The organism is Cupriavidus sp. NPDC089707 (assembly GCF_044748965.1).
GTDB lineage: Bacteria > Pseudomonadota > Gammaproteobacteria > Burkholderiales > Burkholderiaceae > Cupriavidus.
Genome location: NZ_JBIVHB010000015.1, coordinates 117222 through 139646, shown reverse-complemented (window position 1 = coordinate 139646; position 22425 = coordinate 117222). Strand labels below are relative to the sequence as shown.

The 22425-nt window shown below is 67.4% G+C and carries 18 protein-coding genes and 2 pseudogenes; 12 read left to right on the top strand and 8 right to left on the bottom strand.

The annotated features are described in order from the left end of the window. Positions 1-90: 90 nt before the first annotated feature. Positions 91-1233: a murein transglycosylase A gene (locus ACIP1U_RS22595; RefSeq protein WP_400319573.1), complete on the bottom strand. Its 1143-nt coding sequence runs from the start codon at positions 1231-1233 to the stop codon at positions 91-93. 108 nt (positions 1234-1341) lie between these two features. Here ACIP1U_RS22595 and ACIP1U_RS22590 point away from each other — a divergent pair, with 108 nt between their 5' ends. Beyond that, a complete protein-coding gene (locus tag ACIP1U_RS22590) occupies positions 1342-1563 on the top strand; it encodes a hypothetical protein (protein WP_400319570.1) in 222 nt (73 codons plus the stop codon). Positions 1564-1593: 30 nt separating this feature from the next. On the opposite strand, the gene apaG is transcribed toward ACIP1U_RS22590, so the two are convergent. Continuing rightward, a complete protein-coding gene (apaG, locus tag ACIP1U_RS22585) occupies positions 1594-1968 on the bottom strand; it encodes a Co2+/Mg2+ efflux protein ApaG (RefSeq protein WP_012353991.1) in 375 nt (124 codons plus the stop codon). 265 nt (positions 1969-2233) lie between these two features. Between apaG and rpe the strand changes: the two genes are divergently transcribed. The 8 genes from rpe to ACIP1U_RS22545 all read left to right on the top strand — a co-directional run bounded on the left by rpe (position 2234) and on the right by ACIP1U_RS22545 (position 9794). Further along, positions 2234-2935, top strand: a complete 702-nt coding sequence (gene rpe, locus ACIP1U_RS22580) for a ribulose-phosphate 3-epimerase (protein WP_400319566.1) — start codon at positions 2234-2236, stop codon at positions 2933-2935. Beyond that, entirely contained in the window at positions 2932-3675 is a 744-nt protein-coding gene (gene gph / locus ACIP1U_RS22575) for a phosphoglycolate phosphatase (RefSeq protein ID WP_400319564.1), read from the top strand. Before rpe ends, gph begins: the two co-directional genes overlap by 4 nt. Positions 3676-4138: 463 nt before the next feature. Next, positions 4139-5656 (top strand): anthranilate synthase component I, encoded by a 1518-nt coding sequence (trpE, locus tag ACIP1U_RS22570; RefSeq protein ID WP_400319561.1) that lies wholly within the window; start codon positions 4139-4141, stop codon positions 5654-5656. 20 nt (positions 5657-5676) lie between these two features. Continuing rightward, the gene (locus tag ACIP1U_RS22565; RefSeq protein WP_400319559.1) at positions 5677-6246 is read left to right on the top strand and encodes an aminodeoxychorismate/anthranilate synthase component II; all 570 of its coding nucleotides are present in this window, start codon (positions 5677-5679) and stop codon (positions 6244-6246) included. 62 nt (positions 6247-6308) lie between these two features. After that, positions 6309-7334: an anthranilate phosphoribosyltransferase gene (gene trpD / locus ACIP1U_RS22560; RefSeq protein WP_400319556.1), complete on the top strand. Its 1026-nt coding sequence runs from the start codon at positions 6309-6311 to the stop codon at positions 7332-7334. A gap of 15 nt (positions 7335-7349) precedes the next feature. Continuing rightward, complete coding sequence (gene trpC / locus ACIP1U_RS22555; RefSeq protein WP_400319553.1) at positions 7350-8153, top strand: indole-3-glycerol phosphate synthase TrpC; 804 nt, start codon at positions 7350-7352, stop codon at positions 8151-8153. Positions 8154-8359: 206 nt separating this feature from the next. Then, positions 8360-8989, top strand: coding sequence for a CYTH domain-containing protein (locus ACIP1U_RS22550; protein WP_400319550.1), 630 nt, complete (start codon positions 8360-8362; stop codon positions 8987-8989). Between the two features lie 31 nt (positions 8990-9020). Beyond that, positions 9021-9794, top strand: a complete 774-nt coding sequence (locus ACIP1U_RS22545) for a uracil-DNA glycosylase (RefSeq protein ID WP_400319547.1) — start codon at positions 9021-9023, stop codon at positions 9792-9794. A 7-nt stretch (positions 9795-9801) separates the two neighbouring features. Here ACIP1U_RS22545 and ACIP1U_RS22540 read toward each other — a convergent pair whose 3' ends face one another. Further along, positions 9802-10080: an acylphosphatase gene (locus ACIP1U_RS22540; protein ID WP_400319544.1), complete on the bottom strand. Its 279-nt coding sequence runs from the start codon at positions 10078-10080 to the stop codon at positions 9802-9804. A 229-nt stretch (positions 10081-10309) separates the two neighbouring features. Between ACIP1U_RS22540 and ACIP1U_RS22535 the strand changes: the two are divergent. Together ACIP1U_RS22535 and ACIP1U_RS22530 are read left to right on the top strand one after the other, a co-directional pair. Then, positions 10310-12063: pseudogene (locus ACIP1U_RS22535) on the top strand (ABC transporter permease). Between the two features lie 5 nt (positions 12064-12068). Next, positions 12069-12991, top strand: a pseudogene (locus ACIP1U_RS22530) (AAA-associated domain-containing protein). Positions 12992-13062: 71 nt separating this feature from the next. On the opposite strand, the gene ACIP1U_RS22525 reads toward ACIP1U_RS22530, so the two are convergent. The 5 genes from ACIP1U_RS22525 to ACIP1U_RS22505 form a co-directional block, all read right to left on the bottom strand. After that, positions 13063-15420 (bottom strand): FUSC family membrane protein, encoded by a 2358-nt coding sequence (locus tag ACIP1U_RS22525; protein WP_400319542.1) that lies wholly within the window; start codon positions 15418-15420, stop codon positions 13063-13065. A gap of 45 nt (positions 15421-15465) precedes the next feature. Next, positions 15466-17289 (bottom strand): M61 family metallopeptidase, encoded by a 1824-nt coding sequence (locus ACIP1U_RS22520; RefSeq protein ID WP_400319540.1) that lies wholly within the window; start codon positions 17287-17289, stop codon positions 15466-15468. 65 nt (positions 17290-17354) lie between these two features. Beyond that, positions 17355-18359, bottom strand: coding sequence for an MDR family oxidoreductase (locus tag ACIP1U_RS22515; RefSeq protein ID WP_400319537.1), 1005 nt, complete (start codon positions 18357-18359; stop codon positions 17355-17357). Positions 18360-18470: 111 nt separating this feature from the next. Next, entirely contained in the window at positions 18471-19229 is a 759-nt protein-coding gene (locus ACIP1U_RS22510; protein ID WP_400319534.1) for a DsbC family protein, read from the bottom strand. 45 nt (positions 19230-19274) lie between these two features. Further along, positions 19275-20570: a UbiH/UbiF family hydroxylase gene (locus ACIP1U_RS22505; protein WP_400319531.1), complete on the bottom strand. Its 1296-nt coding sequence runs from the start codon at positions 20568-20570 to the stop codon at positions 19275-19277. Between the two features lie 749 nt (positions 20571-21319). On the opposite strand from ACIP1U_RS22505, the gene ychF reads away from it, so the two are divergent. After that, positions 21320-22411, top strand: coding sequence for a redox-regulated ATPase YchF (gene ychF, locus ACIP1U_RS22500; RefSeq protein ID WP_400319528.1), 1092 nt, complete (start codon positions 21320-21322; stop codon positions 22409-22411). Positions 22412-22425: the final 14 nt, after the last annotated feature.

Genomic DNA, 22425 nt, shown 5'->3' with positions numbered 1-22425 from the left:
CACTTCGTGGAGACTCCTGCCCTCTCCCCCGCCCCTCTCCCATAAATGGGAGAGAGGAGACAACATTCGCAGTCTTAGCTCTGTCGACACTCAGCTACGCGGCATCAGCACCCACATCCTGCCGCCCTGCTTCATCCGTCCCGCCGTCTCGCCGGCGGCATCGCCAGCACCCCAGAAGAAGTCCGCGCGCACGCCGCCCTTGATGGCGCTGCCCGTATCCTGCGCGAACATCAGCCGCTGGATCGGCTCGGTCGACAGCGGGCGCGTGGTCGACAGGAACACCGGCACGCCCAGCGGGATGGTGGCGGGATCGACCGCGATCGAGCGCTCGGCGGTCAGCGGCACGCCGAGCGCGCCCACCGGGCCGTCATTGTTCGGCGGCAGCTCGCGGAAGAATACAAAGCGCGGGTTGACGTTGAGCATCTCGTCGACGCGTCCCGGGTTGGCCCGTGCCCACGCCTTGATGCCCTGCATGGTGGCCTGCGCCGGCGTGATCTCGCCGCGGTCCAGCAGCCATTTACCGAACGAGCGGAACGGCTGGTCGTTGGTGCCGCCGAAACCAACCCGCATCAGGCTCCCGTCAGGCAGCCGGACCCGGCCCGAGCCCTGGATCTGCAGGAAGGCGGCCTCGACCGCGTCATCCACCCACACCAGTTCATTGCCGCGCATGGCCGGGTTCTGCAGCAGCTCGGCGCGGCCCGGCATCGGACGATTGCCGAACTGCGCCGGCTTGCGGTACAGCGGCACCTGGAAGCGCCCCTGGCGCGTGCGCGAGCCATGCAGGATGGGCTCGTAGTAGCCGGTGATCAGGCCGCTGTCGGTGCCGTCGCCGTTGACCACCCGGAACGGCTGGAAGTTGGTCTCGAAGTAGGTGCGCATGGCATTGAGGTCACCGGCGTCGACCATCATGCCGGCGGCGCATGCGCGGCCCCACTCGGCGCGCTTCTTCAGCGCCTGGCAGCTGGCCTGCAGCGCGGGCCAGGCCGCGCGCACGTCGTCCTGAGTCCAGCCGCCGATATCTTTCCAGCTGGCGGCCTGCAGCTGGCCCTTATGGGTCGACGAAGTGGGCGGCGTGGTGCCGGATGGGCCGGTCTCGATGCGCGGCGGCGGGCCGCTCATGCAGCCGGCCAGCAGCACGCCGGCGCCGGCGAGCGCCAGCCAGGCACGGGCACGGGCGCCGACGCGCGAAGTGAAACCTGGGAGAGAAATCGAAAGGGAATCCGCGTTTGCCATCTTGCTTTTTGTTCAGTGTCCCGCGACCGGTGCCGGCCCGGCAGGATCGCACCGGGCAGTTGCCCTACAATCCCACCGTCATCTGTCATTGCCACTGCCGCATCCGCCATGAGCAAGTTCTTCGAAGCCCATCCCATGCTGCTGTTCGCCCTCGAGGCCGGCGTGGCGCTGTTCCTGCTGATCTTTATCGTGGTCTGGACCATGGGCACGGCCAAGAAGAATCCGCGCCCGACCCGCGCGCCCGACGACCACCCCTCGCGCCAGCCGGAGCCGTCAACGCAAGGACAGCAAACGACGGCGCAGGAACAGGACAGCGCGAAGCGCCCGTAGGTTCCCGGCTTTCCGGCTTGAGCGCCGTGCTCAGTGCAGCATGCGCGGCAGCACCAGCGCGAATTCGGGGATCGGCACCTCGAAGCGGTGGCCGTCCTCGGCCACGCAGAAATACTCGCCCTTCATCGACCCGACCGGTGTCGAGATGGTGGCCCAGCTCGTGTATTCGAAATGCTCGCCCGGCTTCAGCAGCGGCTGGTGGCCCACCACGCCCAGGCCGGCGACTTCCTGCGTGCCGTTGTCGCTGTCGGTGATGATCCAGTGGCGCGAGATCAGCTGCGCCGCCACCTCGCCGGTGTTGTGGATGGTGATGGTGTAGGCGAAGGCATGGCGCCCGCGCTCGGGGTCGGACTGGTCCGGCAGGTACTGGGTGCGCACCGACACGGAGAAGGCGTACTCGCTCATCTTGGGCAGGGCCGGCGGCGGGACGGCCGGCAGGGAAATGGGTAGCCGCATTGTGCGGGATGGGCGCGGGAGGGGCAAGAGCGCGGGCCAGGCGCCGGCCGGATGCGATCTCGCCGGGCGGGCGTAGAATATCGGTCTTTCCAAGCCGCGCCGCCCGCCGTGCGCCCCGGCCGCCTTTGCGGCGCCCCCGGCTCCGGCCTGCCGCAGCGGCGATAACAGCATTCCCTGCATTCCCTGCATTCACCGCCCGCCACCCGCAGCCACCATGACCCAGCCCACATTCCGCATCGCCCCGTCCATCCTGTCCGCCGACTTCGCCCGCCTGGGCGAAGAAGTCCGCCGCGTGACCGAGGCCGGCGCCGACTGGATCCACTTTGACGTGATGGACAACCATTACGTGCCCAACCTGACCGTGGGCCCGCTGGTGTGCGAGGCGATCCGCCCCCATGTGACCGCGCCGATCGACGTGCACCTGATGGTGCGCCCCGTGGACCGGATCATCCCGGACTTTGCCAAGGCCGGCGCCAATATCATCACTTTCCACCCGGAAGCCAGCGAACACGTCGACCGCTCGCTCGCGCTGATCCGCGATAACGGCTGCCAGGCCGGCCTGGTGTTCAACCCGGCCACGCCGCTGCACCACCTCGACCACGTGATGGACCGCCTGGACGTGATCCTGCTGATGTCGGTCAACCCGGGCTTCGGCGGCCAGTCGTTCATCCCCGAGACGCTGAACAAGCTGCGCGCCGTGCGCCAGCGCATCGACGAATACACCGCCCGCACCGGCCGCACCATCCTGCTGGAAGTGGACGGCGGCGTGAAGGTCGACAACATTGCCGAGATCGCCGCGGCTGGCGCCGACACCTTCGTGGCCGGCTCGGCAGTGTTCGGCAAGCCCGATGCCGACGGCGGCTACCGCGGCATCATCTCGGCGCTGCGCGGCGAGCTGGCCAAGGTCGGCCAATGAACGAAGGCCTGGCGCTGCGCCGCACCGACTGGAGCGGCATCGAAGGAGTGATCGTTGACCTGGACGGCACCATGGTCGATACGGCGGGCGATTTCCACGCCTCGATCAACGCCATGCTGCTGGCGCTTGGCCGCCAGCACCCCAACCTGGGACCGGTGGCGCCGATGTCCGAGCAGGAGATCGTCAGCTACGTCGGCAAGGGCTCGGAAAACCTGATCCGGCGCGTGCTCGACGCGCGCTTCTCGCCGCTGCACGCCAACAGCCTCTTTGCCGATGCCTACGCGCTGTACGACCGCGAGTACATCCGCATCAACGGCCAGTTCTCGCAGGTCTACCCGGGCGTGCGCGAAGGCCTGGCGGCGATGAAGGCGGCCGGGCTGCGGCTGGCCTGCGTGACCAACAAGCCCTACAGCTTCACCGAGCCGCTGCTGGCCAAGACCGGGCTGGCGCCGTATTTCGAACTGGTCTACGGCGGCGACGCGTTTCAGCTACGCAAGCCGGACCCGTTCCCGCTGCTCAAGGTGGCGGAGGTATTCAGGCTGGATCCGTCGGCAATGGCCGCCCTGGGCGACTCGGAAAACGACGCCCAGGCAGCCCGCGCTGCGGGCATGGGCGTGCTGCTGGTGCCCTATGGTTACAACCATGGCAATCCTGTACAAGCCGTCGAAGCCGATGGTATAGTCGACACCATTGCCCACGCCGCAGCGCTGTTCGCGGCACACCGGGCAGGTCATCGCTAAGGTCGCTTTCAACAAGGTCGGTCTCAGGATCGATCGCGACTGAAATCCCTGAACATTCAATGTTTCTCAACCGCAAACGCATCTCTTCTGGCAGTGATCGGCAGGCTTGGCCCTGGCGTCGCTGGCGCGCCTCCCAACAGGCGTAAAGTGCGTTCGCGAGTCTGCTGACGCGCCCTCTACCCGAGGGCGTCGTGACAACCGGCTGAGGGTCCAACCCCGTGCCGGGCATCCCCACCCAAACCCGCAAAAGCCAGCGTAGCTGCGATTCTCTGCTACGTTTAGCTCAAGAACGCGCCGCACGCCCTTCCCCGGCCGTGTGCAGTCTTGTCCGCAACTTGCCTGCACCACGGCCCGCCAGACGGGGCGGGTATCCATTCGCTCCAGCCTGATTGCCGAAATTGCGGCGCCGCGCTCAACCTCACCGCGCAGCGGCGCCGCGCAAGAGGACCGCAAGAGGACCGACATGACCGAACTGGAATTCAAATCGCTGGCCGACCAGGGCTACAACCGCATCCCGCTGATCGCCGAGGCCTTTGCCGACCTGGAAACGCCGCTGTCGCTGTACCTGAAGCTGGCACAGTCGCAGACGCGCGGGGTCAACACCTTCCTGCTGGAATCGGTGGTCGGTGGCGAGCGCTTCGGGCGCTATTCCTTCATCGGCCTGCATGCCCGCACGCTGCTGCGCGCCTTCGGCAACCGCACCGAGGTGGTGACCGACGGCAAGGTGGTGGAAACCAACGAAGGCAATCCCCTTGATTTCATTGCCGAGTTCGAGAGCCGCTTCAAGGTGGCGTTGCGCCCCGGCCTGCCCCGCTTCTGCGGCGGCCTGGCCGGCTACTTCGGCTACGACGCGGTGCGCTATATCGAGAAGAAGCTCGCCAACACGGAGAAGCCGGACGACCTGAACCTGCCTGATATCCAGTTGCTGCTGTGCGAAGAACTGGCGGTGATCGACAACCTGTCGGGCAAGCTCTACCTGATCGTCTACGCCGACCCGACCACGCCCGAAGCCTATTCCCGCACTCGCCAGCGCCTGCGCGAACTGCGCATGAAGCTGCGCCAGCCGGTGGACGTGCCGGTGACGAGCCCGTCGGTGCAGACCGAGGTCTACCGCGAATTCGCCAAGGCGGACTACCTGAGTGCGGTGCACAAGGCCAAGGAATACATCATGGCCGGCGACATGATGCAGGTGCAGGTCGGCCAGCGGCTGATGAAGCCGTACCGCGACTCGCCGCTGTCGCTGTACCGCGCGCTGCGGTCGCTGAACCCGTCGCCGTACATGTACTTCTATAACTTCGGCGACTTCCAGGTCGTGGGCGCCTCGCCGGAAATCCTGGTGCGCCAGGAGGAACGCAAGGTCGGCACCAATGGCGACACCCGCAGCGAACACATCGTCACCATCCGCCCGCTGGCCGGCACCCGCCCGCGCGGCAATACGCCGGAAAAGGACGCCCAGCTTGCCACCGAGCTGCTGAACGATCCCAAGGAAATCGCCGAGCACGTGATGCTGATCGACCTGGCGCGCAATGATATCGGCCGTATCGCCGAGACCGGCTCGGTCAAGGTCACCGACAAGATGGTGATCGAGAAGTACTCGCACGTGCAACATATCGTCAGCTCCGTCGAAGGCACGCTGCGCGAAGGCATGAGCAACCTCGACGTGCTGCGGGCGACCTTCCCGGCCGGCACGCTGTCGGGCGCGCCCAAGGTGCATGCGATGGAAATCATCGACGAGCTGGAGCCGCGCAAGCGCGGCATCTATGGCGGCGCGGTGGGCTACCTGTCGTTCGGCGGGGAGATGGATCTTGCCATTGCCATCCGCACCGGCATCATCAAGGACGGCAATCTCTACGTGCAAGCCGCCGCCGGCATCGTTGCCGATTCGGACCCCGAGGCCGAATGGAGGGAAACCGAAGCCAAGGCGCGCGCCGTGATCCGCGCCGCCGAGCAGGTCCAGGATGGCCTGGACTCCGACATCTGAGAGAACAGGAGACAGACGCCATGCTGCTGATGATCGACAACTACGATTCGTTCACCTACAACCTGGTCCAATACTTTGGCGAACTGGGCGTGGACGTGCGCACCTACCGCAACGACGAGATCACCATCGAAGAGATCGAGGCCATGAAGCCCGACCATATCTGCGTGTCGCCCGGCCCGTGCAGCCCCAGGGAAGCCGGTATCTCGGTGGCGGCGCTGCAGCACTTCGCCGGCAAGGTGCCGATGCTGGGCGTGTGCCTGGGCCACCAGGCCATCGGCGAGGCCTTCGGCGGCAAGGTGATCCGCGCCAAGCAGGTGATGCACGGCAAGGTCAGCACCATCGAGACCACGCAGCAAGGCGTGTTCAGCGGCCTGCCCAAGCACTTCGACGTGACGCGCTATCATTCCCTGGCGATCGAGCGCGAGACCCTGCCCGATTGCCTGGAGATCACCGCCTGGACCCCGGACGGCGAAATCATGGGCGTGCGCCACAAGACGCTCGCCATCGAAGGCGTGCAGTTCCATCCCGAGTCGATCCTGTCCGAGCATGGCCATGCGATGCTGGCCAACTTCGTCAAGGCGCCGCGATGAGACTGCTCGATTCCTCGCCTGCAAGCACCCAACACGCCATCCAGACTGTCAACGAGAACGCCATGATCACGCCGCAAGAAGCCCTGACGCGCTGCATCGAGCACCGCGAAATCTTCCATGACGAGATGCTGCACCTGATGCGGCAGATCATGCAGGGCCAGATCTCGCCGGTGATGGCCGCCGCGATCCTGACCGGCCTGCGCGTGAAGAAGGAAACCATCGGCGAGATCTCGGCCGCCGCGCAGGTGATGCGCGAGTTCGCCAACAAGGTCGTGGTGAAGGACCGCGAGAACTTCGTCGATATCGTCGGCACCGGCGGCGACGGCTCGCATACGTTCAATATCTCGACCGCTTCGATGTTCGTCGCGGCCGCGGCTGGCGCGAAGATCGCGAAGCACGGCAACCGTGGCGTCAGCTCCAAGTCGGGCAGCGCCGACGTACTGGAGGCGCTGGGCGTCAACATCATGCTCACGCCCGAGCAGGTCGGCCAGTGCATCGAAGAGACCGGCATTGGCTTCATGTTCGCGCCCACGCACCACCCGGCGATGAAGAACGTTGCGCCGATCCGCAAGGAAATGGGCGTGCGCACCATCTTCAATATCCTGGGCCCGCTGACCAACCCGGCCGATGCGCCCAATATCCTGATGGGCGTGTTCCATCCTGACCTGGTCGGGATCCAGGTGCGCGTGATGCAGCGCCTGGGCGCCAGGCACGCGATTGTCGTCTACGGCAAGGACGGCATGGACGAGGTGTCGCTCGGCGCGGCCACGCTGGTTGGCGAGCTGAAGGACGGCGAAGTGCGCGAGTACGAGATCCACCCCGAGGACTTCGGCCTGTCGATGATCTCCAACCGAGGCCTGAAGGTAGCCGATGCGGGGGAATCGAAGGAGATGTTGCTGGAAGCGCTGTCCAACGTGCCGGGCACGCCGCGCGAGATCGTGTCGCTGAACGCCGGCACCGCGCTGTATGCCGCCAACGTGGCCGACTCGGTCGAGGACGGCATCCGCCGCGCGCGCGAGGCCATCGCCAGCGGTGCTGCGCGCGAGAAGCTCGATCAGTTCGTGCGCGCCACGCAGCAGTTCAAATAAGAAGGAGGCGCTGATATGTCCGATATCCTGGATAAAATCCTGGCCGTGAAGGCCGACGAAGTGGCCGCCGCGCGCAAGAAGCGCGACCTGCCCAGCCTGCGCGCCGAGGCCGAGAGCCTGCGCGCCGAGGCCGGCCTGGCGCCGCGCGGTTTCGAGCGCGCGCTGCGCGACAAGATCGCGGCCGGCCATGCCGGCGTGATCGCCGAGGTGAAGAAGGCATCCCCGTCCAAGGGCGTGCTGCGCGAGAACTTCTTGCCCGAAGCCATCGCCGAGAGCTACGCCACGCACGGCGCGGCCTGCCTGTCGGTGCTGACCGACGTGAATTTCTTCCAGGGCCACGCCGATTACCTGAAGCGCGCCCGCGGCGCCTGCCCGCTGCCCGCGCTGCGCAAGGACTTCATGGTCGACCTGTACCAGGTCTACGAGGCCCGCACCTGGGGTGCCGACTGCATCCTGCTGATCGTCGCCGCGCTGGACCATGGCCTGATGGCCGAGCTGGAAGCCTGCGCGCTGGAACTCGGCATGGACGTGCTGGTGGAAGTCCATGGCGACGATGAGCTCGACGCCGCGCTGCGGCTGAAGACGCCGCTGCTGGGCGTGAACAACCGCAACCTGCGCACGTTCGAAGTGTCGCTGGACAACACCCTGGACCTGCTGCCGCATATTTCCGCCGATAAGCTGGTCGTGACCGAATCCGGCATCCTCGGGCCGGCGGACGTGAAGCGCATGCGCGATGCCAATGTGCATGGGTTTTTGGTGGGCGAAGCGTTCATGCGGGCGCCGGACCCGGGCGCGGAGCTGGCGCGGTTGTTTGCCTGACGCCACAGCAAGCCAGCGGTTTGCTCCCCTCTCCCGCTTGCGGGAGAGAGGTTGGGGGAGAGGGCTGGCGCGTGCCTCGCGATATGGCTGGGTGGTGCGCAACGGCCGGCCCTCTCCCTAACCCTCTCCCGCTAGCGGGAGAGGGAACCGGTTGGTGGTGATCGGGAAGTCATCGCCCCCGTTCAACTCATTGGATTCCCACCCGCATGCCCCAGGAAATCGAACTCAAACTCGCCGTCCCAGACGCCGCCCTCGCGCCACTGGCCGCCTGGCTCGACGCCAACGGCCAGCCGCAAGGCGAAGCGACGCTGCTCAACGTCTACCTCGACACGCCGGCGCACGACCTGGCCCAGGCCCGCGCCGCGCTGCGCCTGCGCCGCAAGGGCGCGCAATGGCTGCAGACGCTGAAGACCGCCGGCAGCAGCCAGGGCGGACTGGCCACGCGCCATGAATGGGAAACCGAGATCGCCGGCGAGGCCATCGAACTGCAGACCTTTCCCGCTGAAGCGCAAACCGTGCTTGCGCCACTGGTCGGCAAGCTGGCACCGGTGTTCCGCACCGACTTCATCCGCCGCACCTGGATCGTCACGCAGGACGGCGCGCGCATCGAAGCGGCACTGGACAGCGGCACCATCACTGCCCGGGGCAGCACCGCACAGGAACGCATCCAGGAACTCGAACTGGAATGGCTCGACGGCGACGCCGCGAACGCGGCCGATGCCCTGCGCGCCTTCGCCGCACGGCTTGCCGCCGTGGCGACGCTGGCACCTTTGGACCTCAGCAAAGCCGCGCGTGGCTACCGCCTGGCGGGGATCGCCGAGGGCAAGGCGTCATAATCCCTGTTTTCCCGCCTGGCATTCCTCACGCATGCAAGCCGATCTCTTTGCCGCCGAAGCGCCCCGCGCGCCCGGCGAGCCCTCCCCCGCCGCCAGCCTGCAAGCCCAGGCCGATGCTCTCCCCGCCGCCTGGCGCGCGCTGCTGGCGCCCTGCACCACCGTGCCGACATGGCAAGAGCTGGCCGCCTTTGTCGACGGCGAACGCGCCGCCGGCAAGCCGGTATTCCCGCACCACGTCTTCCACGCGCTGCACCTGACGCCGCCGGACGCGGTCAAGGTGGTGATCCTGGGCCAGGATCCGTATCACGGCACCGGCACGGTCGGCGGCGCGGAGCTGCCGCAGGCGCACGGCCTGGCCTTCTCGGTGCCGGAAGGCATCAAGGTGCCACCCAGCCTGCGCAACATCTTCAAGGAAATCGCCGCCGAATTTGGGACCGATGGCACCCCGCCGCGCACCTCGGGCAACCTGGAAGGCTGGGCGCGCCAGGGCGTGCTGCTGCTCAACACCGTGCTGACGGTCGAGCAGGGCCAGGCCGCCAGCCACGCGCGGCGCGGCTGGGAAGCGGTCACCGACTGCCTGATCCACGCACTGGCGGCGAGCCGCCCGAACCTGGTGTTCATGCTGTGGGGCAGCCACGCGCAGGCCAAGAAGCCACTGCTGGGCGACGGTCACCGCGTGCTGGAAGCGCCGCATCCTTCGCCGCTGTCGGCGCATCGCGGCTTCCTCGGCTGCGGCCACTTCCGCGAAGCGAACCGCTGGCTGGAAACCCACGGCCGCACGCCGGTCGACTGGACGGCCGCCTGATCCACCACTAAATTGTTGGCCGGAACTCGAAGCCGGCGAACTCCCCTTCCCCGGGCCCGACGTCGACAAACGTCACTTGCGCCGCCGGCGGGCCCGTTTCCATCCACGCTTGCAGCGCTTCCAGCTGCTTGACCGTGCCATGCGCCATCACCTCGACGGTGCCGTCGACCCGGTTGCGCACCCAGCCGCCCAGCCCGAGTTCGTCCGCAGCGTCTGCGCAGGCGGCGCGATATCCCACGCCTTGCACGCGCCCATGCGCGACCAGGCGCCAGGTTGCCTTCTTCATGGTGGTTTCCCCGTGCGCGCACGCGAGGCGTGCGCGATGTGTCATCGACTCCAAGTAAACTAGACCGCCATGCCGGGCGTTACAAAGGGATGCGCGCCGCCCGGCGTGATTGGCGTGGAGCCGGCGGCATGCGGGCTTTGCCATTGTCCGCGGGGGCCGCGAACCAGGGGCAGGCCACAAGCCTTCGCCCTTCCAGTTCGACACAGCTCGACACAGCCCGAGAAGCGCCATGATGCCACCCGCCAACCGCCGCGCGGACCAGCCCGCCCCTGGCTTCGACAGCCAGCTGCTGCGCGCGCCGCCCAACCGCTTTGACCTGGCACTGCTGCCGATCATCCTGGCCGTGATCGTGATGGTCGCGTTCGCCGCGCAGCAGATGAATGCCCCGTTCCACCCCGGCCAGCAGCTGGCGGTGCACCTGGACGTGGCCTACCTGCCCTACTACCTGATGCGCACCAGCATCCGCATGCTGGCGGCACTGGCGGCGTCGCTGTTGTTCTCGCTGGCGTTCGCGGCGCTGGCGTCCAAGAGCCGCACCGCCGAGAAGGTGCTGGTGCCGGCGCTGGATATCCTGCAGTCGATCCGGTGCTGGGCTTCCTGTCGATCACGGTGACGGGCTTTATCGCGCTGTTCCCCGGCAATATCGCCGGCGTGGAATGCGCGGCGATTTTCGCCATCTTCACCTCCCAGGCATGGAACATGGCGTTCAGCCTGTACCAGTCGTTCCGCACCATCCCGGGCGACCTGCTCGAGGCCGCGGCCATGTTCCGGCTCTCGGCATGGCAGCGCTTCTGGCGGCTGGAAGTGCCGTTCGCGATGCCGGGACTGCTGTGGAACATGATGATGTCGATGTCGGGCGGCTGGTTCTTCGTGGTCGCGTCCGAGGCGATCTCGGTGTCGGGACATGACATCCGCCTGCCGGGCATCGGCTCCTACATTGCGCTGGCGATCCAGCAGCAGGACCTGGCCGCGATCGGCTGGGCGATCCTGGCCATGCTGGTCGGCATCCTGCTGTACGACCAGCTGCTGTTCCGCCCGCTGGTGGCATGGGCCGACCGCTTCCGCTTCGAGACGCTGGCGCAGGACAAGCTGCCGCAGTCGTGGCTGCTTGACCTGCTGCGGCGCTCCGCGTGGGTTGGCGCGCTACTGGCGCAGGCCGCGGCGGTGGCCTTGCGCACGCTGGCGTGGGGCGCGAGGGGGCGCTCGCATGCCGTCGCGACGCCTGCCGATCCGCGCCGCGCGCAGTGGCTTGGCCGCGTGCGTGACGCGGTGATTGTGCTGGTGGCGCTGGCGGCGCTGGTGCGTGTCGGCCATTTCGTCCACAGCGAGGTCGGCTGGGCCGAAGTCGGCCACGTGCTGTGGCTCGGCACCATCACCATGGTGCGCGTGGTGGTGCTGATCGCGCTGGCCGCGCTGGTGTGGGTGCCGATCGGCATCCGCATCGGCCTGAACCCCGAGCTGGCGCGTGTCGCGCAGCCGGTGGCGCAGTTCCTGGCCGCGTTCCCGGCCAACCTGATGTTTCCACTGGCTGTGATGCTGATCGCCCGCTTCGGGCTGAACCCCGAGATCTGGCTGAGCCCGCTGCTGATCTTCGGCACGCAGTGGTACATCCTGTTCAACGTGGTGGCGGGCGCTTCAGGCATCCCCACCGAGCTGAAGCTGGCGGCACGCAATTTCGGGCTGCGCGGCTGGCTGCTGTGGAAGCGCTTCCTGATTCCGGCGGTATTCCCGAGCCTGCTGACCGGCCTGGTCACCGCCGCCGGCGGTTCGTGGAACGCCAGCATCGTGTCCGAGTACGTGACCTGGGGCGACCGCACCATCGTCGCTACCGGGCTCGGCAGCTATATCGCCGAGACCACCGCGCGCGGCGACTTCCCTCGCATCGCGCTGGGCATCGGCGTGATGGCGTTGTTCGTGGTCGGCTTCAACCGGCTGCTGTGGAACCGCCTGTACCAACTCGCGCAAGAGCGCACCCGCCTGTAAGCACTATGGCCGAACACCTCAACCAGACCACCACCGCACCCGCCGTGATCGAGCTGCGCGGCGTCGGCAAGATCTTCCGCACTGCCAGCCAGAGCGACCGCGCCGTGCTCGAAGGCGTCGACCTGACGCTGCGCGAGGGCGAGATCGTCGCGATGCTGGGCAAGTCCGGCTCAGGTCGACGCTGCTGCGCATCATGGCCGGACTGGTCGGCGCCGACCGGGGCGAGGTGCATTTCCGCGGCAAGCGCCTCGCGGGCACCGCCGAAGGCATCGCCATGGTGTTCCAGTCGTTCGCGCTGTTCCCGTGGCTGACGGTGCGCGACAGCGCGCAGGTGCGCGCGCTGGTCGATGAGATCTACGCGCTGATGACCGCACCAGTTGCCGAGGCGCGACTGCCCGCGCAGGCTCCCGCGCGCCAGATCGGCTACCGGCTGCCGGACGCCGATATCAGCCAGATGGAAGCCATCCTGGACCTGCTGTGCGAAGCGCCCTTCCACTGCCGCGCCGACCTGCCTCACCTGGCCGACGAAGCCGGTTTGACCGACGATGACCTGCTGCCCGCATGCGAGGCGTTGCAACTGGTCCGGCTGGTGTCGATCGAGGCCGGCGACATCACCGCCACCGAAGCGGGCCGCGCGTACTATGCCGCCGAGCCGCAGCAGCGCAAGGCGATCTTCGGCCGGCAATTGCTCGCCAACGTCGCGCTGGCCGCGCATATCCGGCGTGAGCTGATGGCGAGCGAAGCAGGCGAGATCGGCGAGGAACAGGTGCTGAACGAGCTGGAGCAGTTCCTGAAGCCGGCCGAAGCCGAGCGCGTGCTGAGCGTGGCGATCGGATGGGGGCGGTATGGGGAGATCTTCGAGTACAGCTATAACAGCGGGATGCTGACGTTGCCGGAGGATGAGATGCCGGCGGGGCACGGCGTTTGACGCCACGCGGTCTTGCTCCCCTCTCCCGCAAGCGGGAGAGGGGAGAAAACCACCAGTTCGGGATCGCCCTGCTAAGACCGCGCCCGCATCGCGCGGCCGATCGCTCCCGTACGCAGCGCGATCTTCGCCGCGTCCTCGCGCAGCGCGCGCAGCCGGCGCTCCAGCACCGCATTGGCGGGACGGCCGGTGGAACTGGAAGTCGGCCCGGCATGTTCGCTCGACTCGCCCGCAGCGGCGGCTTGCACCAGCGTGTCGGTGCGGCGCTTGTCCGCCGAGTCCGCCAGGCGCGCGCGCCGCTCGGCTGCCGCATCCTCCGCGGCTTCGGCAGCATCCACGGCATCGGCCCCCACCGGCCCCGCTGCTACCGCCAGCGGAGCCTGCGCTTCGGCCACCACCGGCGCGCGCTCGCGGCGGATAAAGCCCGCCCCCCGCCCACCGCCACGCTCGTCGGCATGCAGCCGCTCGCTGGCCAGCTGCAGGCTGTTGCGAGCCGCGTCGGTAGCCTGCTCGATGGCCGCCTCGGCAGCGGGAATATCCAGCTCATCATAGTGCTGGCGCACCTGGATCCGCGCCGCCGCCACGTGCGCCGCCACCAGGTAGTTCTGCACGATAAAGCGGTTCAGGTTATCGACCGCGCGATGCCGGCTCTTGGGCTCGTCCAGCATGCGCTGGAACGAAGAAATCAGCGCCGACAGGTTGTCCATGAACTGCTTGCGCTGCACGCGGTAGGCAAAGTCATCCTTGGCCCGGCGCAGCAGCAGGTCGCGCGTGGCGGCGATATAGCGGCGGTTGGCCTGCAGCACGTTTTCCACCAGCTTGGGGATGGCGCGGTATTCCCAGCTCGGCAGCACGAAGCTGAACAGCGAGGCGATGATGCCGCCGATCACCGTATCGACAAGGCGCTCTCCCGCCACCGTCGGGCTGCCCGGCATCAGCAGGTTGATCTGGATAAGCACCTGGATGCAGGCCGCGATCGCGGTATAGCGGTATTTGATGGTCACGAATGCGGCGCTGGCCACCAGCGACAGGAACAGCACGCCCAGCAGCACCAGCGGCTCGTCCACCACTTTCAGGATCCCCACAGCGACCACGCAGCCGATCAGCGTGCCGATCACGCGGTCGTTGTAGCGCTGCTTGGTCATGCTGTAGTTGGGCTTCAGGATGACGATGATGGTCAGCAGGATCCAGTAGCTGTGCGAGACGTACGGCAGGTGGTTGGTGATCCACAGCCCCAGCGCCACCGCCATCGACATGCGCAGCGCAAATCGGAACGCCGGCGAGTGCCAGTGCAGGTTGTCGCGCAGCACGCCCAGCTCGTACTTCTGTCGCGTCAGGAATGGCGTCATGTCGCTGCCCGGCAGCACCTTGGCCGGTTCCACCGGCGTGCGCGAGGCCTCGTGCAACTGACCGATCAGCGTGATCGCGCCGCGGATCATGTCCAGCGTCTCGGCCAGCGCGGTCATCGCCGCGGGCTTGATGTGGTGGTGGCGCAGCTGCGCGATCTCGGCTTCGACCGCGCGCAGGCCTTCGCGGTATTCCACCGTCGCGTAAGAGCCGCGCCCGCGCGTGACCTCGTAGGCGATCTCTTCCACGTCCTTGCACATCAGCACCACCAGCCCGCGCAGGTGGTCCAGCACCGGCGTGCCGCCGAAGGTCTGGCGCAGCAGCGGATAGTCGGTGTTGGTGGACAGCACGTACTCGTACAGGTCGAGCATGCGCAGGTGCACTTGCACCAGCAGCCCGTCATGCGGCGTGCGGTTGCCCCGCAGCACCAGGTCGCGCGCGGCCTGCTGGCGCTCGGCCACCACGATCTGCTGGCGCACCAGCTGGTTGAACTGGGCGTCGTAGTCGTTGCCTGCATCGTAGAAGCCGGCCTTGATCTCGAGGTAGCCGGCCAGCTCGTACAGCGACTCGGCGAGCACCTGCTGCCTGGTGCGGCGCTCGGTCAGCCAGCTGACCAGCATCGCGTAGCCGAGGTAGGCCACCGCGCCGGCGCTGAACTGCGCCGAATGCACCAGCGCGCGCTCGACCACGAAGTCCTCGTTGATCGTGAGCGTCATCACGAACAGCGCCGCGAATTGCAGCGGCAAGGTCTTGTTGCCGTACACCGTCATCATGGCGGCGAGGAACGTCACCAGCACCAGCACGAACGGCATCACGCGCGGGAACGGCGTGGTCAGCGCCACCACCAGCGTCACCGCGCTGCACAGCAGCACGCTCGCCAGCATCTCGTTGAACTTGTGGCTCAGCGGGCTGGGCAGGTCCATCAGGCTGGTGCACAGCGCGCCCATCGACACCACCATCGCGGTGGGCAGGTCGGAGAACTGCAGCGCGATCAGCGTGGCGCCGATCACCCCGGTGGCCGAGCGCAGCCCCCGGTACACGTAGTGCGAATACAGGAAGGTGCGGGGGTCGTGCGCGTATTGCATGCGGCGAAGCGGCGGGGGCCAGGTAGTGGGGATTGCAGCGCTACGTTATTGGCCCAGCCAGCGCGAGCGCGCCGCATGCCGGCCGTCCGCCAGCTTGACCTTGAACTGCGCCGCGGGCTCGCGCGCCAGCGTGACCGGCAGCACCTGCAGCTCGTCGCGGCGGAAGGCGTGCAGATCGATGCGGTCACCGGTGCGGTAGCGCCCCAGCAGTTTGTCGATCTGGCCGGGCGCCACGCGCAGGCCGTCGATGGCCACCAGCAGGTCGCCGGCCGACAGGCCCGCGGCCTGCGCCGCGCCGCCGTCGAGCACCTGCGTGACGCGTACCCAACCGTCGTCGGTCTTGACCTTGATGCCCAGCGCCGCGGTGCGTGACGGCTTCTGCGCTTCGGCCTTGACGCCGAAGTTCTTGAACAGCGCCGCCAGCGGCAATTCGCCCGTGCCCTCGGTCAGCGAGCGCAGCAGGCCGCCCAGCTTCAGGCCGGTCACTTCGTCGAACAGCGCATAGACCTCCGGCTCGGTCACGCCGCGCTGCATCGTGCCGGGCGCATAGAAGCCACGCCCGTAGCGGCGCCACAGCGCGCGCATGACATCGTCGAGCGAGCGCCGTCCGCGCGACTTGCCGCGGATGGTCAGGTCCAGCGCCAGCGCCACCAGCGATCCCTTGGTGTAGTAGCTGACGATGGCGTTGGGCGCGTTCTCATCCTGGCGGTAGTACTTGGTCCAGGCGTCGAACGAGCTTTCGGCCACGCTCTGCTTGGTGCGGCCGTTGCCGCGCAGCACGCCGTTCCAGGTCTTGCCCAGCATCTCGACATACTGCGTCTCGGTCACGCAGCCCGCGCGCACCAGCACCAGGTCATCGTAGTAGCTGGTGAAGCCCTCGAACAGCCACAGCAGCGGCGTGTAAGTTTCCTCGGCCAGCCGGTACGGCACGAACGCGGCCGGCTTGATGCGCTTGACGTTCCAGGTGTGGAAATATTCGTGGCTGCACAGGCCCAGGAAGGTGCGGTAGCCCTCGCTGGTCTCGCCGTTGTCGCTCATGCCGCGCACCGGCAGGTCGTTGCGCGCGCACATCAGCGCGGTGCTGGCGCGGTGCTCTAGGCCGCCGTAGCCGTCGGCGGTGACCATCGTCATGAAGACGTAGCGGCGGTTGCTGTCCAGGAACGGCGCCTCGGCGCTGCGGGGTTCGAACAGGCGGATCTGCGTTTCGCAGATGCGCTTGAGATCGCGGCAAACGCGCTCGATATCGAGGTTGGGCACGCGGCCGGTGAAGACCACGTCGTGCTGCGCGCCGCAGGCGCGGAAGCTGGCGAGCTGGAAATTGCCCATCTCCACCGGGTGGTCGACCAGTTCGTCGTAGTCGGAGACCTGGTAGCGGCCGAAACCGTAGCGCTTCGCGCCGTCGCGGCCCGGTGCTTCCGGCATTGCGGTGGCGACACGCCAGCCGCGGTAAGCCTCGCCCTCGGGAGCGTGAATATCGACGGTGCATGGCCGCTCGGCCTGGCCTTCGACGCACAGGAACACCGAGCTGCCGTTGAAGAAACCATGGGTGGCATCCAGGTGCGCGGCGCGCACCGACAGGTCCCAGGCATAGACTTCGTAGCTGAGTGTCAGCGGACCGTCCGACAGGCTCACCGGCGCAGCCTGCCAGCTCTGCTTGTCGAGCTTGGTCAGCGGGACTTCGCGGCCGCCCGCATCGGCGCGGATGCGCACGATATGGCGGGCGAAGTCGCGGATCATGTAGCTGCCCGGGATCCACGCGGGCAGCGTGAAGCGCTGGCCGGCGGGATCGGGCTCGCTCACCGTGACGGTGACGGCAAACAGGTGCGCCTCAGGCGCAAGCGGGGCGATGGCGTAGCGGATCGGCGTCATGGGCAGGATTGTAACGTCGGCGCACTGGTGGTCCCGCCGACGCTTGTGAAGCAGCCACTCGCCGCTCAGGCGCGATTGACGTCGACCACCACGCGGCCACGCATGCCGCCTTCCACGATCCTGCGGCCGGCGTCGATCGCCTCGGCCAGCCCGATCTCGCGCGTGATCGCGTTCAGGCGATCCGGCTCCAGGTCGCTCGCCAGCCGCTGCCATGCACGCTCGCGCAGCGGCATGGCCGCCATCACGCTGTCGATGCCGTGCAGCGTCACGCCGCGCAGGATGAACGGCGCCACCGATGCCGGGAAGTCCATGCCCTGCGCCAGCCCGCACGCCGTCACCACGCCGCCGTAGCGCACCTGCGCGCAGGCATTGACCAGCGTGTGCGATCCGACCGAATCCACCACCGCGGCCCAGCGTTCCTTCTGCAGCGGCTTGCCGGGCGCGCCCAGTTCGGCGCGGTCGATGACATCGGAAGCACCCAGTGCCTTCAGGAAATCCGCTTCATTGGTCTTGCCGGTCGACGCCACCACCTTGTAGCCCAGCTTGCTCAGCACCGCGATCGCGACCGAGCCCACGCCACCGGAGGCACCGGTCACCAGCACCTCGCCGTCGCCGGGTTGCACCGGGCCGTTGACGCCACCGCGCTCCAGCGCCAGCACCGACAGCATCGCGGTATAGCCGGCGGTGCCGATCGCCATGGCCTGGCGCGTGGTGAAGGCATCGGGCAGGCGCACCAGCCAGTCGCCCTTCAGCCGAGCACGCTGCGCCAGGCAGCCCCAGTGGGTCTCGCCCACGCCGTAGCCGTTCAGCACCACCTTGTCGCCGGCCTGCCAGCGCGGGTTGGAAGATTCCAGCACCGTGCCGGCGCCGTCGATGCCCGCCACCATCGGCCACTTGCGCACCACCGGCGAGCGGCCCGTGATCGCCAGGCCGTCCTTGAAGTTGATGGTGGAGTAGTCCACGGCGACGAGAACGTCGCCTTCGGGCGGCAACTGCGCCTCGTCCAACGTTGCGAGATTGGCCTGGGTGGCGCCGTCGGCCTGGGTCAGCAGCAATGCCTGGAACGTCATGGTGTCTCCTTGTCGCCTGGCGGCGATCGCTTGGGAATGCGGGGAAAGCGGAAAGCAGAACGGCCGGACAAGTCCGGCCGTCGATCGAGCCGGGTCAGGTCCGGCGCGCGCTTACTTCTTGATGCTGGCGAGCTTGCGCTCCAGCGTGGCCACGTCGGCCGCACCCGGGATGCGGGTGCCGTCCATGAAGAACACTGCGGGCGTGCCGGTGACATTCATGCTCTGGCCCAGCGCCAGGTTTTCCTGCAGCGGCGTCTGGCAACTGCCGTTGCCGGTCAGCGCCACATGCTTGAGCATCCAGTCGCGCCACGCCTTGGTGCGGTCGGACGCGCACCAGACCTGCTTGGCCTTGGTTTCCGAATCCGGCGACAGCACCGGGTACAGGAAGGTGTACACGGTGATGTTGTCCATCTGCTGGAAGGTCTGCTCGATGCGCTTGCAGTAGCCGCAGTTGGGGTCGGAGAACACCGCGATCTGCCGGCTGCCATCGCCCTTGGTCCACTTGATTGCGCGCGCCAGCGGCAGGTCCGACCACTTGATGCGGTTGATCTCGGCCATCCGCTCCTCGGTCAGGTTGGTGCCGGTGCGGGTGTCGATCAACTCGCCGTTGAGGATGTAGCGGCCGGTGCTGTCGGTATAGACCACCTGCCCGCCGACATTGGCCTCGAACAGCCCGGGCACCGGGGTCTTGCTGACGCTTTTCACCTCGGCACGGCCGCCCAGCACCTTCTGCAGCGACTCCTTGATGCGGTCGGTACCGGGTTCGCCCGCTGCCATGGCATGCAGGGCGAATCCGGCAGCGGCCAGCCCGCTGACGATGGCGGTGACGGCGGCGCTGCGGATAGGGTGGCGACGCAGGAATGGAAACATGTGGACTCCAGGGGATATTCGATGTTCGTTCGGGGCGCGGTGGCCTCAGCCGAGCGCGCGCCCGATCAGGAAACGCTTGAGCAGCGGCTGGCCGCCCACCGCGCGCATGCCGGTGTTGCGCACCACCCGCGCCACGCCGCCCGGCAGCGAGAACAGCCGGTGCAGCCCGTCGGTGGCCGCAGTCAGCGACAGCAGGTCGGTGGCGCGCGCGCGCTCGTAGCGGCGCAGCAGGCGCAGGTCGCCCTCGCTGCGGAAAGGTTCTTTGTCGGCCATCACGCGGCCAAGTTCCGCGACGTCGCGCAGGCCCAGGTTCATGCCCTGCCCCGCCAGCGGGTGCACCACGTGGGCGGCGTCGCCGACCAGCGCAACGTGCGGCTGCACGAACTGGTCGGCGCGCTGCAGCACCAGCGGGAAGCCCTGCGCCGGCGTCACGCAGCGCAGCCTGCCGAAGTGGCTGCCGACCGCGCCGGCGGCGCCCTGCATCACGGTGGCGGCGAGCGCCTCGGGCGACAGCGCGAGCAGGTCGCGCGCGTGCGCTTCGTCTGCCGACCAGACCATGGAGACATGGTTGCCGGGCAGCGGCAGCATCGCCAGCACCTCGCCGTTGGCGGGCTCCTCGTCAGCCATCAGCTTTTCCGGCGCGCCCAGGAACCACTGCCAGGCGGTCTCGTGGTGCGGACGCTCGCAGGCAAAGTTGGCGACCACGCCAAGCTGGCGGTACTTGCGCGTGCTGACGCCGATATGACACTGCTGGCGCAGCCATGAGCGCGCGCCGTCGGCGCCGATCGCCAGCGCCGTGCGCAGCTTGGTGCCGTTGTCCAGCGTCAGGGTAATGCCCTCCGGATCGCGCTCGCACACGTTGGCGGTGCCGTCGTGCCAGCTAACCTGGTGCTGGAAGCCGAGCGCGGTGTCGAGCGCGCGCTCGACATGGCTGGATTCGATGATCCACGCCAGCTGCGGCACCGCGGCGGCGTAGGCGGAGAAATGCAGGTCGCCGTCCAGGCTGGGCGAGGTTTCGGCGGCACTGACGTCGCCGAAGACACGCATGTCGCGCACCGGCTGGATGCGCGCCGGGTCCAGCGCCTCCCATACGCGCATCCGCTCGAGCAGCGCCTGCGAGCTGGCCGAGAACGCATAGATACGGCTGTCCCAGCCTTCCGGCCCGGCCGGCACGCGGCCGACGCCGCGGGGCGGCTTCGGCGCAACCAGCGCCAAGTCCATGCCCTGCTGGGCCAGCAACAAGGCGCAAGACTTGCCGACGATGCCGCCGCCGACGACGGCAACCTGGAAAGCGGAGGAATTGCGCGCAGCGGTGCGCGCGGACGCGTGGGATCGGGTCATGGCTGGATTATAGCCACGTCACTCCGGGGCCCTTCGCGCGGGATGGCGGCATTCATTATTTCTTCAGGTCATTACGCTAATAACAAAACAGTCGGTGCATGGCCCGGAGTTCGGAAGCGCACAGCCTATATTGAAACGAAATGTTTCTGACCGGGGACGAACCACCTGAACGGAGGTGGAACAATGTTGAAGAGAGCGCTTTGGCTTGCCGCGGCTAGCATCGCGGTTGTAGGGGGATCGGCATTCGGAGGCACGACTGGCCCGCGGGACGTTTATACCGACGGTGCCAAGGTCTCCAAGTTCGATGTGTATTCGGATGGAGCACGGTCAATCGACCGGCGGGATGTGTTCCTGGATGGTGCAAGGGCAATCGACAGGCGCGACACGTTTACGGACGGCGCCAAGACCACGGACACGCGGGACCAGTTCACGGACGGCGCATGAACGTCGTGGATCTCGATTGAGCGGAAGCGGCGCTCACGCAACGGCCAGGCATACTTGCCTGGCCGTCTTGTTTTATGTGACGGCTATATATGCCGGGGGGGCGGCGCCCGCCCATCAACCCGGAGGCCCGATAGGGTTACAATTGCCGTTTTCCGTGGCAGACCCCGTACAGCCGTCGAGCGGTGCTCGATGTGACGTGTTTGTCTCGTCCGATGCAGTCCCGCCACTGGCCCCGCCAGGCGCCCCCTCGCCAGCCCGCCCGGCGCCGGACTGCATCCGCAACCCTTGATTTCTAAGACAAGACCATGAGCCTCAAATGCGGCATCGTCGGCCTGCCCAACGTCGGCAAGTCCACGCTGTTCAATGCCCTGACCAAGGCCGGCATCGCCGCCGAAAACTACCCGTTCTGCACCATCGAGCCCAACGTGGGCGTGGTAGAAGTGCCGGATTCGAGGCTCGGCAACCTGGCCGAGATCGTCAAGCCTGAGCGCATCCTGCCGGCCACCGTCGAGTTCGTCGACATCGCCGGCCTGGTGGCGGGCGCGTCCAAGGGCGAAGGCCTGGGCAACCAGTTCCTGGCCAATATCCGCGAAACCGATGCCATCACCCACGTGGTGCGCTGCTTCGAGGACGAAAACGTGATCCACGTGGCGGGCAAGGTCGACCCGCTGTCGGACATCGAGGTCATCAACACCGAGCTGGCGCTGGCCGACCTTGCCACCGTGGAAAAGGCACTGGCCCGCTACGTCAAGCCGGCCCGCGCCGGCGACAAGGAAGCCCAGCGCCTGGTCGCCGTGCTGGAAAAGGCGCAAGCCGTGCTCGACCAGGCCAAGGCCGTGCGCACCCTCGACCTGGCCCCCGAAGAATGGGAAGCCATCCGCCCGTTCTGCCTGATCACCGCCAAGCCGACCATGTATGTCGCCAACGTGCGTGAAGACGGCTTTGAAAGCAACCCGCACCTGGACGCGGTGCGCGAGTACGCCAAGCAGACCGATTCCCCGGTGGTCGCCGTGTGCGCCGCCATCGAAGCCGAGATCGCCGACCTGGAAGACGCAGACAAGGCGGAGTTCCTGGCCGACCTGGGCATGGATGAACCGGGCCTGGACCGCGTGATCCGCGCCGGCTTCAAGCTGCTCGGCCTGCAGACCTACTTCACCGCCGGCGTGAAGGAAGTGCGCGCCTGGACCATTCATGTCGGCGACACCGCGCCCAAGGCGGCGGGCGTGATCCATACCGATTTCGAACGCGGCTTTATCCGTGCGCAGACCATTGCCTACGACGACTACATTGCGTTCAAGGGCGAGAACGGCGCCAAGGAAGCGGGCAAGATGCGCGCGGAAGGCAAGGAATACGTGGTGAAGGATGGGGATGTGATGAACTTCCTGTTCAACGTCTAAACCTGACCCGCCGA

Coding starts and splice junctions, on each gene's coding strand:
- ACIP1U_RS22595 (WP_400319573.1), bottom strand. CDS start 1,233: ATGGCAAACGCGGATTCCCTTTCGATTTCTCTCCCAGGTTTCACTTCG.
- ACIP1U_RS22590 (WP_400319570.1), top strand. CDS start 1,342: ATGAGCAAGTTCTTCGAAGCCCATCCCATGCTGCTGTTCGCCCTCGAG.
- apaG (WP_012353991.1), bottom strand. CDS start 1,968: ATGAGCGAGTACGCCTTCTCCGTGTCGGTGCGCACCCAGTACCTGCCG.
- rpe (WP_400319566.1), top strand. CDS start 2,234: ATGACCCAGCCCACATTCCGCATCGCCCCGTCCATCCTGTCCGCCGAC.
- gph (WP_400319564.1), top strand. CDS start 2,932: ATGAACGAAGGCCTGGCGCTGCGCCGCACCGACTGGAGCGGCATCGAA.
- trpE (WP_400319561.1), top strand. CDS start 4,139: ATGACCGAACTGGAATTCAAATCGCTGGCCGACCAGGGCTACAACCGC.
- ACIP1U_RS22565 (WP_400319559.1), top strand. CDS start 5,677: ATGCTGCTGATGATCGACAACTACGATTCGTTCACCTACAACCTGGTC.
- trpD (WP_400319556.1), top strand. CDS start 6,309: ATGATCACGCCGCAAGAAGCCCTGACGCGCTGCATCGAGCACCGCGAA.
- trpC (WP_400319553.1), top strand. CDS start 7,350: ATGTCCGATATCCTGGATAAAATCCTGGCCGTGAAGGCCGACGAAGTG.
- ACIP1U_RS22550 (WP_400319550.1), top strand. CDS start 8,360: ATGCCCCAGGAAATCGAACTCAAACTCGCCGTCCCAGACGCCGCCCTC.
- ACIP1U_RS22545 (WP_400319547.1), top strand. CDS start 9,021: ATGCAAGCCGATCTCTTTGCCGCCGAAGCGCCCCGCGCGCCCGGCGAG.
- ACIP1U_RS22540 (WP_400319544.1), bottom strand. CDS start 10,080: ATGAAGAAGGCAACCTGGCGCCTGGTCGCGCATGGGCGCGTGCAAGGC.
- ACIP1U_RS22525 (WP_400319542.1), bottom strand. CDS start 15,420: ATGCAATACGCGCACGACCCCCGCACCTTCCTGTATTCGCACTACGTG.
- ACIP1U_RS22520 (WP_400319540.1), bottom strand. CDS start 17,289: ATGACGCCGATCCGCTACGCCATCGCCCCGCTTGCGCCTGAGGCGCAC.
- ACIP1U_RS22515 (WP_400319537.1), bottom strand. CDS start 18,359: ATGACGTTCCAGGCATTGCTGCTGACCCAGGCCGACGGCGCCACCCAG.
- ACIP1U_RS22510 (WP_400319534.1), bottom strand. CDS start 19,229: ATGTTTCCATTCCTGCGTCGCCACCCTATCCGCAGCGCCGCCGTCACC.
- ACIP1U_RS22505 (WP_400319531.1), bottom strand. CDS start 20,570: ATGACCCGATCCCACGCGTCCGCGCGCACCGCTGCGCGCAATTCCTCC.
- ychF (WP_400319528.1), top strand. CDS start 21,320: ATGAGCCTCAAATGCGGCATCGTCGGCCTGCCCAACGTCGGCAAGTCC.